General features: G+C 43.3%; 14 protein-coding genes. 8 read left to right on the top strand and 6 right to left on the bottom strand.

What is annotated here, in order from left to right; all coding sequences use genetic code 11:
• Nucleotides 1–163 precede the first annotated feature (163 nt).
• On the top strand, nucleotides 164–1,570 hold the full coding sequence (locus JUI58_RS14105; RefSeq protein WP_204104435.1) for a YdiU family protein: 1,407 nt from the start codon (nucleotides 164–166) through the stop codon (nucleotides 1,568–1,570).
• 17 nt (nucleotides 1,571–1,587) lie between these two features.
• Here JUI58_RS14105 and JUI58_RS14100 read toward each other — a convergent pair whose 3' ends face one another.
• Nucleotides 1,588–2,394, bottom strand: coding sequence for a Uma2 family endonuclease (locus JUI58_RS14100; protein ID WP_204104434.1), 807 nt, complete (start codon nucleotides 2,392–2,394; stop codon nucleotides 1,588–1,590).
• Nucleotides 2,395–2,559: 165 nt separating this feature from the next.
• On the opposite strand from JUI58_RS14100, the gene JUI58_RS14095 reads away from it, so the two are divergent.
• The 4 genes from JUI58_RS14095 to JUI58_RS14080 all read left to right on the top strand — a co-directional run bounded on the left by JUI58_RS14095 (nucleotide 2,560) and on the right by JUI58_RS14080 (nucleotide 7,211).
• A complete protein-coding gene (locus JUI58_RS14095) occupies nucleotides 2,560–3,585 on the top strand; it encodes an ABC transporter permease (protein ID WP_204104433.1) in 1,026 nt (341 codons plus the stop codon).
• A gap of 188 nt (nucleotides 3,586–3,773) precedes the next feature.
• On the top strand, nucleotides 3,774–4,319 hold the full coding sequence (locus JUI58_RS14090) for a universal stress protein (protein WP_204104432.1): 546 nt from the start codon (nucleotides 3,774–3,776) through the stop codon (nucleotides 4,317–4,319).
• Between the two features lie 22 nt (nucleotides 4,320–4,341).
• Nucleotides 4,342–5,076 (top strand): peptidase, encoded by a 735-nt coding sequence (locus JUI58_RS14085; RefSeq protein ID WP_204104431.1) that lies wholly within the window; start codon nucleotides 4,342–4,344, stop codon nucleotides 5,074–5,076.
• Between the two features lie 128 nt (nucleotides 5,077–5,204).
• Entirely contained in the window at nucleotides 5,205–7,211 is a 2,007-nt protein-coding gene (locus JUI58_RS14080; RefSeq protein WP_204104430.1) for a tetratricopeptide repeat protein, read from the top strand.
• Nucleotides 7,212–7,249: 38 nt separating this feature from the next.
• On the opposite strand, the gene JUI58_RS14075 is transcribed toward JUI58_RS14080, so the two are convergent.
• Both JUI58_RS14075 and JUI58_RS14070 read right to left on the bottom strand, forming a co-directional pair.
• Nucleotides 7,250–7,420 (bottom strand): hypothetical protein, encoded by a 171-nt coding sequence (locus JUI58_RS14075; protein ID WP_204104429.1) that lies wholly within the window; start codon nucleotides 7,418–7,420, stop codon nucleotides 7,250–7,252.
• Between the two features lie 77 nt (nucleotides 7,421–7,497).
• The gene (locus JUI58_RS14070) at nucleotides 7,498–8,577 is read right to left on the bottom strand and encodes a Fe(3+) ABC transporter substrate-binding protein (RefSeq protein WP_204104428.1); all 1,080 of its coding nucleotides are present in this window, start codon (nucleotides 8,575–8,577) and stop codon (nucleotides 7,498–7,500) included.
• A gap of 118 nt (nucleotides 8,578–8,695) precedes the next feature.
• On the opposite strand from JUI58_RS14070, the gene dprA reads away from it, so the two are divergent.
• The 3 genes from dprA (at nucleotide 8,696) to JUI58_RS14055 (ending at nucleotide 11,931) form a co-directional block, all read left to right on the top strand.
• Complete coding sequence (gene dprA / locus JUI58_RS14065; RefSeq protein WP_204104427.1) at nucleotides 8,696–9,787, top strand: DNA-processing protein DprA; 1,092 nt, start codon at nucleotides 8,696–8,698, stop codon at nucleotides 9,785–9,787.
• Nucleotides 9,788–9,831: 44 nt separating this feature from the next.
• Nucleotides 9,832–11,091, top strand: coding sequence for a type IV pilus twitching motility protein PilT (locus JUI58_RS14060; protein WP_204104426.1), 1,260 nt, complete (start codon nucleotides 9,832–9,834; stop codon nucleotides 11,089–11,091).
• Between the two features lie 105 nt (nucleotides 11,092–11,196).
• On the top strand, nucleotides 11,197–11,931 hold the full coding sequence (locus JUI58_RS14055; protein ID WP_204104425.1) for a circadian clock KaiB family protein: 735 nt from the start codon (nucleotides 11,197–11,199) through the stop codon (nucleotides 11,929–11,931).
• 13 nt (nucleotides 11,932–11,944) lie between these two features.
• On the opposite strand, the gene JUI58_RS14050 is transcribed toward JUI58_RS14055, so the two are convergent.
• The 3 genes from JUI58_RS14050 to JUI58_RS14040 form a co-directional block, all read right to left on the bottom strand.
• The gene (locus tag JUI58_RS14050) at nucleotides 11,945–13,465 is read right to left on the bottom strand and encodes a hypothetical protein (protein WP_204104424.1); all 1,521 of its coding nucleotides are present in this window, start codon (nucleotides 13,463–13,465) and stop codon (nucleotides 11,945–11,947) included.
• Between the two features lie 206 nt (nucleotides 13,466–13,671).
• Nucleotides 13,672–13,989, bottom strand: a complete 318-nt coding sequence (locus JUI58_RS14045) for a hypothetical protein (RefSeq protein WP_204104423.1) — start codon at nucleotides 13,987–13,989, stop codon at nucleotides 13,672–13,674.
• Nucleotides 13,990–14,011: 22 nt separating this feature from the next.
• On the bottom strand, nucleotides 14,012–16,015 hold a 2,004-nt coding region (locus JUI58_RS14040), incomplete at its 5' end, for a CHAT domain-containing tetratricopeptide repeat protein (RefSeq protein WP_204104422.1).

Raw genomic sequence — 16,015 nt, 5'->3', positions numbered from 1 at the left:
AGCTGCGTAAGTCCTAAGATTTCCTTAGCTGCGTAAGTCCTAAGATTTCCTTAGCTGCGTAAGTCCTAAGATTTCCTTAGCTGCGTAAGTCCTAAGACTATAAACTAACTTGACCTTCCTGCGATCGCTAACCCTACATCATTCATAACTCATCTTTTTTTGTATGAACTCTTTTCTCAACCTCCAATATGAAACCGTGATGGAAGATTTAGGCGATGATTATAGCGATCGCGTCTCTGCGGCTTCCTTTCCTGAATATACTTTACGTTTTCGAGGCGATCGGCTTCTTCCTCTGATTAATTTAAACCCTCAAAATGTTAGCGATGATGACTTTATCGAAGCATTTGGCTTATTTCAAGGAGTACGACCCTTTCTCGCCCTACGTTACCACGGCTATCAATTTGGCGAATATAATCCCTTTCTCGGCGATGGAAGAGGTTTTCTCTACGGACAAGTCAGAGGCATAGATGGGCAGTTATACGATTTTGGCACAAAAGGCTCCGGGAGAACTCCTTATTCGAGAACAGCTGATGGACGCTTAACCTTAAAAGGGGGAGTCAGAGAAGTTTTAGCCGCAGAAACATTGCACCAATTGGGCGTTAAAACATCCCGATGTTTGAGTTTAATTGAAACAGGAGAAGCCCTATGGCGAGGAGATGAACCTTCCCCAACGCGATCGTCAGTAATGGTTAGATTCAGTCTTTCTCATATTCGTTTTGGTACATTTGAAAGATTGCATTATTTGCAACGTCCAGATTTAATTTGCAAACTCCTCGATCGCGTTATAGAAATTTACTATTCTCATATTCCCTCAACTGAAGAAAAATATAGTCAATTTTATCGGGAATTAGTGCAGCGTATCGCAATTTTAGCAGCACAATGGATGGCGGCGGGATTTTGTCATGGAGTCTTAAATACAGATAATATGTCAATTACCGGGGAAAGTTTTGATTACGGTCCTTATGCCTTTATTCCGACCTACAATCCCCGTTTTACTGCTGCTTATTTCGATTATGGTGGACTCTATTGCTATGCACAACAACCGGGAATTTGCAAGCTCAATTTGGAAAGATTACAAGCACCCTTAGCGATGGTGATGGAAAAGTCAGATTTAGCAGCAGGATTAGAACAATTTGAGGACTATTATTATGATGAATACTATCGTTTAATGGCAAGTAAGTTGGGATTTAAAACATTACCACGCCCCCAAGCACAAGAGCTAGTTTGGCAAACCGTAAAAGTTTTAGAAGCAACACAAATAGGCTATCATGGCTTTTTTAGCGAGTTAGGAGAACTATTTTCATATTACTGGCGCAAAGATATTGGTGAAGTCTTCAAAAATGCTTCTTTTATTCTAGAACCTTGGGAAACATGGCGTAAATTATACTATCAATTATTAAATGATTTTCCAGCAGAAGAAATGGAGAATATTAAAACCCATCTCCAATCTCAAAACCCTAAAACGGCATTACTCAGACCTGTAATTGAGTCAGTCTGGGAGCCAATTACTCAAGAAGATAATTGGCAACCTTTTTACGATTTATTAGAGAAAATTTGGGCAAAAAAATAGAAGAGAAAGAGTTAGAATTATAAGTTAGCATCGGGGTTAATATTATTCTCTCGCAGCAAGCGTTCGAGATGTTCAATTCTTTGCTGTGCGAGTTCTTTTTCCTGTTGTTCAAGATCGGCTCTTTGTTGTTCAAAATCGGCTCTTTGTTGTTCAAAATTGGCTCTTTGTTGTTCGAGATTAGCTCTTTGTTGTTCAAAATCGGCTCTTTGTCTTTCTTGTTCTGTCGGAGTGAGAATCCAATTTAATGACGCATCATAAAACCTTAACCATAGGCGATCGACGTTCTCATTTATTCCTTGCCACAGTCCCAACCCCAAGCCCAGTTCTGCTAACCACAAACGATTATCGTTTAATTCTAACTCTTGGTAGCGCCCACTCTCTAAATGAAAGACTCGAAAATAGTTTTGTTCGCGATCGTAAACAACATAATATGGGATCTGCAAAATTTCTTCGTAAACCTCCCATTTTGTCGGTTTTCCATCGGGATCTGATGCAACTTGACCTAAATCTTGTGCTTGGGTACTGGGAGATAATAATTCCACCACGATAAAAGGGTTAACCCCTTCTTGCCAAATTACATAACTCAATCGCAAATCTTGCTCTTCGTACAATTGAGATACTCCAACAACCCCAAACCAGTCCGGACGCTTGTATCGTCGTGTATTATTCTCGTCGTAATAGATATTGAGATCCATTGCCGAAAAAACCCGTTCTGATGGATAAGTCCGGGGCTGAAAGGTTAACCGCAGCAGTTCGGCTTGTAGGGGATGGAATTGATCGGGCAAACCGGGTTCTCCTACTTCTTCACTCGGCAAATCGTACATTGTTGGCAGTGTTCTCTGCCTTGGGTAGAGGTTAACCATATCACAAACAAGAACGAGTTTCTCTAAATTATATCGCTATTTCTGATTAAATTTGCTTTGACGAGACACTACCAGCTTACTATTAATTTGGATTGACAGTTTTTCTTTAATTTTTGACGCTAAACAATGTCTCGCACAAAAGCATTACAGTTTTATATTTTAACTCGCTTATTGCTCGCACCCTTGATGTTACTTACCATTGTAACTCTTGTGTTTCTTCTCCTGCGAGCAACTCCAGGAGATCCCGCCGATGCAATTTTAGGCAACCGCGCTCCAGAAGCGGCTAAAGAAGTCCTCAGAGAACGCCTCGGTCTTGCAGATCCCCTTTGGTTGCAATATTTTAGGTATTTGGGTCAACTCTTGCGCTTTGATTTGGGAGAATCTCTTTCCAGTCAAGGTTTACCAGTTTGGGAGGTTATTCAACAACATTTTCCCGCGACTGTTGAATTAACTTTCTTTGGTATGGCGATCGCGGTCGTTTTGGGGGTAACAGTAGGAATGTTGTCGGCTTCTAGTCCAGGAACTATCATGGATGTCGGAGGGCGCTTATTTGGCATTATTACCTACTCTCTGCCTCTCTTTTGGATGGGGATGGTCTTTCAACTAATTTTTTCCGTGCAGTTGGGTTGGTTTCCCCTCGGGACGCGCTATCCCATTGATGTGCTTCCCCCGACACAAATTACCGGACTTTATACCCTTGATAGTCTTCTAACGGGGAACTTTGGGCAACTTTTTACCGCGTTGTACTATCTTGTTTTACCTTGTGGTTCCTTGGGTTTACTTCTCAGTGGTATTTTTGAACGCATCGTGCGGGTCAATCTCAAACACACTTTAAAGGCTGATTATATCGAAGCCGCCCGCGCTCGAGGCATTCCTGAAAGGCGCATTTTATTTGCTCATGCTTTTAAAAACGCTCTCATTCCTGTGATTACTGTCCTTGGATTGACTATTGCGGCTTTATTGGGGGGCGCTCTTTTAACTGAAGTGACTTTCTCTTGGCCAGGGTTAGGAAACCGATTGTACGAGGCGATTACTTTGCGCGACTATCCCACAGTACAAGGCATTATGGTCTTTTTTGGCGTGATTGTCGTGTTTGCCAGCATTGCGATCGACATTATTAACGCTTATATCGATCCTCGCATTCGTTATTAGCTACAAACAAAAGTTATTCTGTTAATTTTTTTGTCAGAAACAACCCATCAATCGAGAAATATGTCAATCTAAAAGTATAGGCATTTCGTCTTCGGCACGTTTATTTTTGAAAGCGTTTGGTGTGTCAATTGTCTGTGAATTGATGATAAGACGAAATACCCTCAATTTGAAATTATTTGGAGGAGATTATGACTGTTCAAGAACTAAATCAAGAAACATTGGATAAGGCGATCGCCGATTTTAAAATTGACGAGAAAGGATTTGGAAAAATTTTAGTCGCGATCGATCGCCAATCGACCCCCCCGGAAGTTTTAGAGAAAGCGGTTTCTCTGGCCAAACAATTTAATAGTCATTTGATGCTGTTCTACTGTTTGGGGGATCCCTATCCCAATAGCTCTAACGTTTTGGCGGCAGGAAGTATGGGTATTTATGGGGGGAGTTACTCCGTGGAAATGCTCGAACAATCGCAAAAATTGGCACAACAAGAAAGGGAGGCGATCTTATCTTGGTTGCAATCTTGGTGTCAAAAACTAACAGATTTAGGCGTTGCAACAGAATTTGATTATAAACAAGGAGATGCGGGTCAAACGATTTGCGCCCTAGCCAAAACATGGGGTGCTGATGCGATCGTTATCGGTCGTCGCGGGCGATCGGGACTGTCGGAAATGCTGCTGGGAAGTGTCAGTAATTATGTCTTGCACCATGCTTCTTGTGCGGTTATGGTAGTACAGTAAGTCGGCTTATGGGTCATAAATAATGAAGAATTGGGGACGCTTTTTTAGTTTGGGAATTTTGCTGCACTTGGCTTTATTTTTCCTGTTGGGAAATTCCCCCTCTTTGGGCTATTCTCTGCCTAATTCTGTCTCTTTCCCCCCTGCGAGATCGCATCCTTTACCTCTATCATTAGAACAATGGCAAAATCCGACGGGAGATTACTTCGATCGCATCGAACCGACTCCATTAGGATATTTAGTTTGGTCGGATTTTCCAGTTAAAATCTATCTCGAACCTGGCGATCGCAGCACCGATCAGAAATGGAGTAAAGCCATTCGGGATGCGATCGCGCAATGGAGTGTTTATCTTCCCTTACAAGAAGTGACAGAGCAAGAGAATGCTGATATTATTTGGTTGCGATCGCGTCCGCCGACTCGGGCGCGGATCGACAGGGAAAACCGCCAACTTATTATCCCTCGCGCCCGTAATGCCGAAGCAAAGTATGCTTTTTACTTGCGATCGCAAACCCCTCCCATTCTTGCCCATCGTTTTTCTATTCTTTTAAGTCCCGACCAAAATGCGACACACACTTTAGGGACGGCACGCCATGAATTAGGTCACGCCTTGGGAATTTGGGGTCACAGTCCTTTAGAAACTGATGCTCTCTACGAAGCACAAACCAGCAATCCACCGCCAATTTCTCCCAGAGATGTTAATACTTTAAGAAAGATTTACGAACAACCCACACAATTAGGCTGGGAAATCGCTGATAGTTGATGGCAATCTACCGATCTATTTTTTAGGGGATAATATTAAGAAAAGTCAAATGATTTTTCTTTTAGAGATGCTAGAGTTGTAGGCTAGATATCTTATGGCGAAAATGGCGGCATCAGGAGACAAACAACATGGCTAAGAAACAAAAAAGAAAAATTATTGCTCATTCTCCCAAGAAAGGATTTGGGATTAATCCTCAGAATATTAAAGCCGGTGTCGCAAAAGCACAAAAATTTCTGGCTCTTGAAAAATTTGATCAAGCACTGGAGCAATTAACTAAACTCAACGATCGCTATCCCGATCGCCCCGAAGTTCTCAAATATTTGGCATATACCTATTATGAATTGGAACAGTCTTCTTTATACCAATTGAGCCTCGAACAGTGGGTCAAAAGTGCGCCTGGCGATCGAGATGCTTTCTTCGCATTAGGGGCTGCTTATGTGGAGAACGATCGCCCCTTCCTTGCTTTAGAAACATTTCGTGCGATTGTTGAAAAGTTTCCCAACTGCGAAGACACAAAAGAAGCAGAGGGAGCCCTCGCAGAACTCAAGGATATAATCGCCAAGATCGTTAAAGAACTCGATCTGGAAGTCAACGATCGCACTGAGAAAATTCTTATACTCCACGAGAAAACTCTCTCAGCTTTAGCTGCAAACAATTTTGCAGAAACTCAAAAATACGCCCAACAATTATTAGAAATAGAGCCTAATTTTGCCTCAGCTTTAAATAATCTCAGTTTTGCCTACTGGTACGACAATCAACCCGAAGCGGCGATCGAAGTAACAGAGCATTGTCTTGAGACTAACCCCGATAGTTTTCATGCGATCGCCAATTATATTTTTTATCGTACTTGGCAAGTTCGCAAGGATGAAGTTCAAGAATATGCCGAGCAGTTAAAAACCCCCAATGATGCCTGGAAAAAAGACCCTGACTATTGGATTAAAGCGGCTGAAGCCTTTTCTTGGTTGGAAGATGATGAGAGCGTATTTGATTTATATACCCTGGCTGAAACTGACGATCTTTTAGAGGAACTGCCAGGCTATTTTTATCATTATCTTGCTGCGGCTCATCTACGGGCAAAAAATGACCGAGAAGCGCGATCGTTTTGGGAAAAAGCCCTAGAAAAAAACCCGCAACTGAGCATCGCTCAAGAAAATTTAGAAGACATGAAACAACCCGTGGGAGTACATCATTCCCCCTGGTCATTTGGCATAGATCATTGGTTAATCGATGAAATTCGTCTTGGGGTTATCGATGCGATCGAAGAAACTTTAGGAGAGATAGATAAATTAGAAGATGCTGTTCGCTATTGTTTGGACAAATATCCAGCATTAAATCATCTCATTCCACAAATGATAATGCGGGGCAGCCCTAGGTCTAGATCCTTTGCTTTTCTCCTCGCTAAATATGCCAAAACTCCAGAAATATTAGCAGTTCTGCGAGATGTTGCTCTGAGCGATATTGGACCCGATGGAATGCGCCATGAAGCGGGTTATATTGCCTCCAAAGCGGGCTTAATGCCTTCTGGAAAAACAAGAATGTGGATTCAAGGAAAATGGCAAGAAATTCTTCTGGTGGGTATTGAAATCAATGATGATATGATTGACGAACATTCCGAAGCAGCCTCAAAATTATTAGTTAGAGGTACGGAGGCATTACAAGATGATAATCCTAAAAAAGCTGAAGAGATTTTTAAGAAAGCACTACAACTCGAACCGGAAGCAAGGGATTTTAAGTTTAATTTAGCGGTTTCCTATCAAATTCAGGAACGAAAAGAAGAAATGGAAATACTCTGTCAAGAAGTCTACGATCGCGATCCCAATTATCCCTTTGCACGAATTGCTTTAGCAAAAATTTATCTCGATCGCAAAGAATTTGATAAGGCTGAAGCATTAATTGAACCGATGATGCAATGGAAGACGATGAACTATCAAGCCTTTAATTTCTTATGTCAAACTAATATTGAATTAGCTTTAGCTAAAAAACAGCCCGATGGGGCGATTTCTTGGTTAGGAATGTGGAAGCAAGTCAGCCCAGATCATCCCAACCAAGATTATTGGGAAGAACGCATTCAAACACCAAAAGGACTCATTGACGTTTTCTGGGATGATGATGATGATGATGATTATTATTATTAAATAGGACTTACACAGCTACCGTTAATGCGTAAGTTATATTAAACTAACTCTTCTCTCTGTCGTACTAAGTTTTCAGTTCGGCGAATAATATTGTTTTTGTGCCAACTGAGTTTGATTTGACATTCTTGGAATATTTTTGTTTTTTCTTCTGGGGAGAAGTGATGTAAAAACAAGTGTTGTTGAGTTGCTTTTTCTGTGCGATCGTTCATCGTTCAATAACATTAAATAACAGTGTAAAGGGTTAAATAATTAGGGTGGTTATTGCCCACCCTAACGATAAAGCAAGTTATTTCCAACCCGCACGATCCATTACTTTGACAGCATCGGCGTTCTTTTCACCATAACTTTCTACATCAAGTTCTGATTCTTTGAAATTGCCTAATGCTTTCACTGTTTCATTTTCAGAGACACCCGAAACAACAGGATATTCGTTGTTTCCATCGGCAAAGATTTCTTGGGCTTCTGGGGAAGTCAGATATTCAATAAAGGCGATCGCATTTTCCTTATTAGGAGCATGAGCCGTTACGCCTGCACCACTAATATTAACATGAACCCCCCCGGCTTCTTGATTGGGGAAAAATACGCCAATATTTGACGCAATCTCTTGCTTTTTAGCATCATCAGAACGCATTAAACGAGCGACATAGTAGCTATTCACCAGAGCAACATCGCATTCTCCAGAAGCAACAGCTTCTATCTGAGCCGTATCATTTCCTTCTGGTTCTCGGGCAAAGTTTTTCACCACTCCTTTTGCCCATTCTTCTGTTTTTTCTTCCCCTAATTCTTCAATTTTTGAGGCCACAAGAGATTGATTGTAAATATTACTGGAACTGCGAATACAAATTCGTCCTTCCCATTGCGGATCTGCCAAGTTTTCATAAGTCGATAATTCTTCTACTTTGACCTTATCTTTGTTATAAACAATCAGTCTTGCTCGTTTCGTTAACCCAAACCAATAGCCCTCATCTTCTCGTAAATTTTCCGGGATATTCTCTTCTAAAACATCTGAAGACACCGATTGTAAAATCCCCTCTTCTTGCGCTCGCCATAAGTTACCGACATCAACAGTAATCAGAACATCTGCGGGGCTATTTTCTCCCTCACTTTTAATCCGTTCAATGAGTTCATTTTCTTTACCTTCAATGAGATTAATTTCAATTCCTGTTTTTTCAGTGAAGCTCTCGTAGAGGGAATCATCGGTGTCATAATGACGAGAAGAGTAAAGATTTATTTCTCCTGCTTGACTAGGCTCGCTTTCTGTGTTAGATGCTTCTGTATCAGCAGGCTGATTGCTGCTGCATCCGGCTGCGATTAGTAAACTGAGTCCAGTGGCAAGGGATAATAAAGTGCGGGTTTTAGGGATCATGAGCGTTTTCTCCAATAGTCATTCGGTATCGCGATTTCCTATTGTACGCTTAATGAAACTAATTCTCAATTGAAAAACAAAATTTTTTCTAAAGTTTCTCAGAAAGGAGTCAAAAGAGTTGGAGCAAGAACGCGCTTATTGGCTGGCTTGGTCGCACATTGCGGGGGTGGGTCCTGTTACCCTCAAACGCATTCGAGAACATTTCAGCAGTATGGAAGAAGCCTGGAATGCTCCCAGACAAGCATTTTGGGAGATTGATGGCTTGGGGGAAAAATCCAGTAGCGCGATCGCTAGGGAGCGATCGCGCATCCAGCCCGAGGCATTATTAGAAAAATATCTTAAAAAAGGATTTACATTTTGGACTCCTGCTGATATAAACTATCCTTCTTTATTGCTAGAAATTCCTAGTCCTCCCCCGGTGTTATATTATCGCGGACAACCGGATCTCCTCGCCAACCGCCAGGCAGCGATCGGCATCGTTGGAACCCGTAACGCCACTGCATACGGGAAAAAATGGACGCGAAATATTAGCCGCGCTTTAACCCAACACGGATTTGCGATCGCCTCGGGTATGGCTGCGGGGATCGACACGGAAGCGCATCAAACCTGTTTGGCCGCAGGAGGAAAAACCATCGCTGTTTTAGGTACCGGCATCGATGTCATCTACCCTCGCAGCAATACCAACCTCTATCACCGACTGTGCGAACAAGGGTTAATTCTCAGCGACTATCCCCCAGGTACTCCCCCCGAGGGCAAAAACTTTCCCCCGCGCAACCGCATCATCGCCGGAGTCAGTCGCGCCATTTTAGTGATGGAAGCAGCAAGGCGATCGGGTGCCTTAATTACCTCCCGTTACGCCAACGAATTCGGGCGCGATGTTTACGTCTTACCAGGTTCCCTGGACAGCCCCCAATCCTTGGGCTGCTTGCATTTAGTCAACCAGGGGGCGCACCTCATTTTAGGAGAAAAAGAACTCCTAGAAATGCTGGGGACAATTCCTCAATTAGATGCCAAGGGGCAAAAATCCCCCCCGGATCTCCCCCCCAAACTCAAACAAATCTGGGATAGTATTACCCCCCAACCCACTCCCTTTGATGCGATCGTACAGGATTGCGGATTGCCCCCAGGAGAAGTATCCGGTGCTTTATTGGAACTGGAATTACAGGGATTAGTCACGCAATTGCCCGGAATGCAGTATCAAAGATTATGATAGGGAATAATCCTTCTACCACCTCAACTCGGAGTTGTTGAACGATGACCCAATCCCGTCCCCCTGCCCCTCCTCGCCGTCCCCCTGCCCCTCCAGGACGGCCTCCCGCTACTAGACCCCCTGCCCCCACCGACGCGACCCAGCAAATGTCCGTCCGCCCCTCCGCCCCTCCTCGTTCTGGCGGGACACCCCCTCGGGCAACCCAACAGGCGCAACCCAAAGGACCGCAACGCTCTCCAGGACAACCCAGTATGGAGGAAGTGATCAATAAAGCCAATGACGACGGCTATTCGGATATTCATTTGGGGGTGGGAGAAAAACCTCGGGTGCGCGATCGCGGTGAAATGATGATTCTTGAAGATTATCCCATCACCGACGAACCCACCTTTTGGAGTTGGATGGCTGAAATTGTCAGCGAGCAAGAAGTTCAACAGTTTAAAGACACGAAAGAACTCGACACGGCAAAACAATACGAATTTGCACGGGTGCGGATCAATGTTTTTGATACCCTCACCGGTCCTTCCATTGTCATGCGCTTGATCCCTCTGAAAATATTGACGATGGAACAATTGCGAGCGCCGGAAGTTCTACGCGATATTTCTGATGCTCACAAAGGTTTGGTTTTAGTGACGGGTCCAACGGGATCGGGAAAGTCAACGACAATGGCGGCGATGATCGACTATATCAATAAGGAACACGCCAAGCATATTATTACTATTGAGGATCCGATTGAATTCATTCACAAAAGCCGTAAATCCTTGGTTAAACATCGGGAAGTAGGAACTCATACCCTTCTTTTTGATAATGCCCTGAAAGCGGCGTTGCGGGAAGATCCGGATTTGATTCTGGTGGGGGAAATGCGCGATCGCGGCACGGTGAATACTGCTCTGAAAGCGGCACAAACTGGTCACTTAGTGATGGGAACTCTCCATACAAACAGTGCGGTTAAAACCATTGAACGGATTCTCAATCTTTATTCGGCAGAAGAACAGCATTCCATGCGAATTGCTTTGGCGGAATCTCTTGTGGCAATTATTGCTCAAGGTTTGTGTCGAACAACGGACGGTAAACGAGCCGCCTTTCACGATATTCTCATTAATACAGAAACAATGAAGGAATATATTAGTAAGGGACAGTATGAAGATATGCACGAACTGATGATGCAGAGTGAATATGATGGCATGACGACAATGAATAAGGCTCTTTATTTTCTTTATGAAGAAGGTCGCATTACTGAAGAAACAGCCTTGGAAAAATCTCCTACCCCGAATGAAATGGCACAAATGTTACGCGGTAGAATTTAAGGAGGAAGGCTAAATGCTGAATGAGGAAGGATAAATCATAAAATTGTTCTTTCTTCATTCTTTTTTCTTTAATCCATCACTAATAACTAACAACGAAGAACTAATTTGTCAAAACTGTTTAAAGGCATCGCTTTATTTACACCTGGAGGGGATTTGATCTATGCGATCGATCCCAGCAAACAAGGTAAATGGCATACTCATCTCTGCGTTGGTTTGCAGGAATTATTGGGATTGTCGGAACCTCCTCATTTCCTGGTACCGACTTATACAGCTACTGTCGATCGCTGGTTCGATCCTGAAAGTCAACAAGTGCAAACGATCGCGGAGGCTTATCCTGCTGTGATGCGTTATCGGACATTACTCGATACTGTTTTTGGCCTTCAAGGGGTCAACTGGAAAAGGGTTGCTTGGAAGGAAGAAACCTGCGAACCACTGATTATTGAAAGTTACCGCGATCGCTTTCCTCAACTTTGGCAAGAACATGACCTTGTTGTTGCTTACGATCGCCTGCAAGAGAGGAATAATGAGAGTAATGAGACAGAAAAAGAGGCGATCGCCTTAGTAGACCCCAGTGTAAATTATGTCCTGCGCTTATTTGTCTCGGGCAATACAATGGCGACGGAAAAAACATTACAAATCCTCCATCAACTGTTAGAAAATCGCTTGCATTCTCCCTATACTCTCAAAGTGATCGACATTTTTAAGCATCCCGAACAAGCGGAGATTAATCATGTTTCGGCTATCCCCACTTTAGTCCGCGCTTGGCCGCATCCAGTGCGTCGTATCGTGGGGGAATGGGAAGATTTGGATCGTGTCTTACAAGTTATTCGCACTGTTTGAGAGACAACGAGAATTATGAATCTGTTTTGTTGTGCGATCGCCATTTCTGCAATATCCATTTTGTACATTTCCAGGCGATCGCTGCAACTCCCAAACTTCCCAAAACAGCGATTAAAAAAGGATGAATATATTGTCCGCGTTCTTTGTTCGACGGCCAAGTAATGGGTTGAGTCATTAAACCGGAACTCGAGGCAATAATTGCGCCTACTGCGATTCCTACCCCGATCGCTTGGACGTTATCTTGTAGGTCTTTTTCAGCATCTTCTTGACTTTCTCGAGCGAGTCTCGCCTGTTCTTCAGCTTTGCGATATCGTTCTTGTTCTTTACGATCGCGTTCTTTTTCAGCTTGTTGACGTTGGCGATCGCTTTTGGCTTGTTCGATTTCCACTAAACCGCGAATGGTGGCGATCGCTTTATCGACGAAATGAGAACCGCGATCGAAATATCCCCGATCGTCTTTAATTCGATGCTGTAACATTGGGGAAATTTTTCGATTAAAAATTGCTAAAAATATTAGATCGCTTTGAGGCATTTTTTCTTGTATTCTTGCGAGTTTTTCTGTATAATCATAATGGTTAATTTCTATAGTTAAATCTAAACCCTTTAGGTGATTCAACGATTCGGTATATTCGAGATCGAGCTTTGGTAGCGTTCTCAAATCTTGCTTGAATTTTTCTAGTTCTTGCGTTGACAAATTTTCTGTTTGATGGGGATCGGGAAATTGTTTTGAAATTTTTGAAAAAGTCTCTCGGATTTTCGAGTAATTTTGTTTTAGTTCTTGGGAAATTGAACGACTATATTGAAAGGTTGTTGTTATTTTATTACGATAAAAGAATAGATCGATAAATTCTGGATAAAAATGACTCAAATTTTCATCGGGAGAGCCATCTAAAAAGAGCCAAACAAGATAATGTTCGATTTTATTATTTTCATTGGCATATTGAGAAGAACCAAACTCGAAAATAGGGCTACCAAACAGTTGTCCGGATTGGTATAAATCGGGACAATTTTCACCATTGAGAAATTTGCTGAGAATCTTTTGCGCGATCGCCTCCCACTCTTCTTTCTTATCTTTTTGTTCAGGAAGCAACCAAGCAGTCAATAGAATTGTCTGCCCTAATTCACTTTTAACTCCTTCGGGACAAAGGCAGAGATCGGGGTTAAACTGTTGAAAAATTTCTAAATTAACGGGGTCTGTTGTTTTTCCTCCATCGTCTTTTTCGGGGATGCGGAGGTTTAAGACCAAAGCATAACTATCGTAAATGAGAAGAGGACAGATACGGCCTGTAATGGGCGTGCGATCGCTAAGTTTTCCAGTAAGCGGTAAGAAAATATTTTCTATCGTTGCATCTTGCCATAAATCTACTCTCCGTCCTGTTTCTGCTTCTCTAATTTGCAGAGGAGGTGAGAGATCGAATTGGGTTTGAATGGTTTGGTGATAATAATTCCAGAGATGACGAGAATCTTCGCGATCGCAGAGATCGAAAGCAAATAAGTGGACATTAGGCGCATAAATTTGAGTAGAACTGTTCATATCAAAGTCGGAAAATTAACTGTAACAAAAAATCTAGGGAGCGAGATAACAAAAAACCTAGGGAGCGAGATAACAAAAAACCTAGGGAGCGAGACGCTCCCACTACAATAAATCTAAGGTTGTCGGTAGTGCGAGCATCTTGCTCGCTGGTTGTGTTAACTCATTAACCGGATTTGATATCATGATTTGGAGGCGCGATCGTGCGGTTATTTTGGGGGTTCTTGCTGCTGTTTACGGATTTTTTGCAGTTCTAAAAGATTCTGTCGAGTAGTGGCTTCTGCATTTTCAGGAGGACGAGGAACGTTACTCAATTCTCGATTCTTATCGGCAAATCGAATGAGGATATCTCTGGCTTGAGTATGGGTTTTCATCCATTGAATAATTCTTTTGCGTGTTTCCTCTTCTGGTTGTTCGTCTAAATTTGCCAAAATCTGGTCTAAGGCTTGTAGTGCATCAGGAGGAATATCTTGCGTTTGTTCCTGTAGATAGATGGGAAAAATGAAAAGCAATTGCTCGAGTTTCATGGCGAGTTAAAGGTTAAAGATTTTACAGTCCAATGGCACAGAAAGCTGCCCAATGGTAAGGAGAAGTAAAAGGTTGTTCTCCTTCATTATAAACTTCAAAATGTTCTTTGATTTTTTGTTGGCTGGTTTGAAGGAGTGTTTTTGACCAATCGAGGAAAGAGCATACTGTCGTATCTCGCAGCCATTTTTGAGCGTGTTGGAGGGCGAGGGGGACGGTTTCGCCGTTGTTGAGGTTTTGATAGAAGCGAATCATCAGCAGGGCGGTAGAGATGTCATTAACAGCCCAGAGGGAGCTTACCACGTTGGGAGAACCCGCAAGGAGAAAACCACTGGTCAGCCCGATATATTCGTCGCTGGTGGAGGTAAAATCAGTGATTCCCGTTTCGCAAGCAGAAAGGGTGACGAGACGGCATTTTTTCAGATCGAGGCGCAAGATATCTTCTAAGGTGAGACATTTTTCTAAGTCGAGGAGGTTGCCATTTTGGAGGGGAATATAACGGGTAGAGTCATCTTGAGGGGGTTTAGATTCGCTATTGGCAAGGAGGAGAGCAGATTTTAAGGGATCGTTAAAGTTAAAGTAACCGTGACAGGAGAAGTGGGTGCAATGGGCATCAGTGAAGTTAAGGGCAGTTTTATCGGCTTCCTCGTGTTTGAGGATGTGAGGAGAATTAAAATAGGTTTGAATGTTTTCTACTTCGAGATCGGTGAAATCGAGGTCGCGGGTAGGGTTTTGAATGGCGAAAAGGCGGTTAAAGTCGGGACGGGGACGGTTTTGTGCCTGTTGTAAGAGTTGGCAGTTAGGGGCATAACTCACGCCCTTGGCAAACCATTCCTGTAGGGGTGCAATGCTTGCACCCTCTAGGTTTGAGCGATCGGGGAGGATTGGGCGGATGCAATCCGCCCCTACGGTTTGTACGGTGACGGGTAACGCATGGATAGGAAATAAGTGCAAGTAACGATGAGGAATGAGGATCAGTTTTTTACAGGTGGGAAAGTTTTCAAAAAGGTTGCTGAGGAGGTCATTGAGATGGAGAATTTCTGAAAGGGTTTCAATGCGTTGAGAGAGACTATTTTGCCATTGGGTTTTGTTAGTGCCATAAGCACTGAGATAAGCATTTCCCCAGTCGATGAGGTTGTCTAGGTCTTCTTCGGAAGATGTCCAAAGGTTAAGGGTTTGGCGGGTAAGAGTGAAAGTGAGAAATTTATCCCCTATGATGTACCATTCGAGGATTGCGGTTTCTTCATCCAGTAGGCTTTGGATGTTATCAAAACTTAAGGGTTTGTAGGGATATTTCTCTTGAAATTCTTCCCGTAATTGGTTGATGTGGGTATAGTTGCGGTGTTTTTCTTTCTCTTGCTCGAGGCGGCGTTTTTCTCGGTCAATGGCTTGGCGCAAATCTTGCAAACGTTGTCGTACTTTTGGGGGAATTTCGCCTTGGGAGTATGCGTCGCGGGTGGCGATGAGTTCAACTAAGTTACGGGCTTTGCTGCGATCGGTGTATTCAATGGCGGCGGTGTAATTTTTCATTTCTAGACACACTTCCACCATACCGCGATAGAGTCCGTTCCATTCTTCATTGAGTTTTCGTCTGACTTCATCTCCAGAGGTAATTTCCCCCCGTAGATATTCAACGGCATCAAGGGCTTGCTCAAAGGCAGTATAGGCATTTTGTAGGGCGGTTTGTTTCTTTTCAGAATCGCTGGTGTAGTGTTGGGATTGGGCTTGGTAGGTAAAGCCTAAGTTATTGAGGGTTGTGGTATGTTCTTGGGGAAAGGCATCGCGGGTACGGACTTGTAAAGCGGCTTGGTAGCAGGCGATCGCCTCTTCGAGATTCTCCCCCCGCTCTCCCCTGATGCGTTTACGGTAGGCATTCCCCAGATTATTTTGCGTCCCTGCCCAATCTTGGGGAAAGGCTTCGGGGGTACGGACTTGTAAAGCAGCTTGGTAGCAGGCGATCGCCAGTTCGAGATTCTCCCCCCGCTCTCCCCTGATGCGGTCAGAGTAGGCAGTACCCAGATTATTTTG

The organism is Spirulina sp. CCY15215, from assembly GCF_016888125.1.
Classification (GTDB): domain Bacteria; phylum Cyanobacteriota; class Cyanobacteriia; order Cyanobacteriales; family Spirulinaceae; genus CCY15215.
The sequence above is the reverse complement of the archived record's forward strand: the minus strand, read 5'-3'. Positions and strand labels throughout refer to the sequence as shown.

What these genes read in the sequence shown, in the direction of transcription:
- JUI58_RS14085 (WP_204104431.1), top strand. Translation starts at nt 4,342, where the DNA reads ATGAAGAATTGGGGACGCTTTTTTAGTTTGGGAATTTTGCTGCACTTG.
- JUI58_RS14090 (WP_204104432.1), top strand. Translation starts at nt 3,774, where the DNA reads ATGACTGTTCAAGAACTAAATCAAGAAACATTGGATAAGGCGATCGCC.
- JUI58_RS14105 (WP_204104435.1), top strand. Translation starts at nt 164, where the DNA reads ATGAACTCTTTTCTCAACCTCCAATATGAAACCGTGATGGAAGATTTA.
- JUI58_RS14050 (WP_204104424.1), bottom strand. Translation starts at nt 13,465, where the DNA reads ATGAACAGTTCTACTCAAATTTATGCGCCTAATGTCCACTTATTTGCT.
- JUI58_RS14080 (WP_204104430.1), top strand. Translation starts at nt 5,205, where the DNA reads ATGGCTAAGAAACAAAAAAGAAAAATTATTGCTCATTCTCCCAAGAAA.
- JUI58_RS14045 (WP_204104423.1), bottom strand. Translation starts at nt 13,989, where the DNA reads ATGAAACTCGAGCAATTGCTTTTCATTTTTCCCATCTATCTACAGGAA.
- JUI58_RS14070 (WP_204104428.1), bottom strand. Translation starts at nt 8,577, where the DNA reads ATGATCCCTAAAACCCGCACTTTATTATCCCTTGCCACTGGACTCAGT.
- JUI58_RS14100 (WP_204104434.1), bottom strand. Translation starts at nt 2,394, where the DNA reads ATGTACGATTTGCCGAGTGAAGAAGTAGGAGAACCCGGTTTGCCCGAT.
- JUI58_RS14075 (WP_204104429.1), bottom strand. Translation starts at nt 7,420, where the DNA reads ATGAACGATCGCACAGAAAAAGCAACTCAACAACACTTGTTTTTACAT.
- JUI58_RS14095 (WP_204104433.1), top strand. Translation starts at nt 2,560, where the DNA reads ATGTCTCGCACAAAAGCATTACAGTTTTATATTTTAACTCGCTTATTG.
- JUI58_RS14060 (WP_204104426.1), top strand. Translation starts at nt 9,832, where the DNA reads ATGACCCAATCCCGTCCCCCTGCCCCTCCTCGCCGTCCCCCTGCCCCT.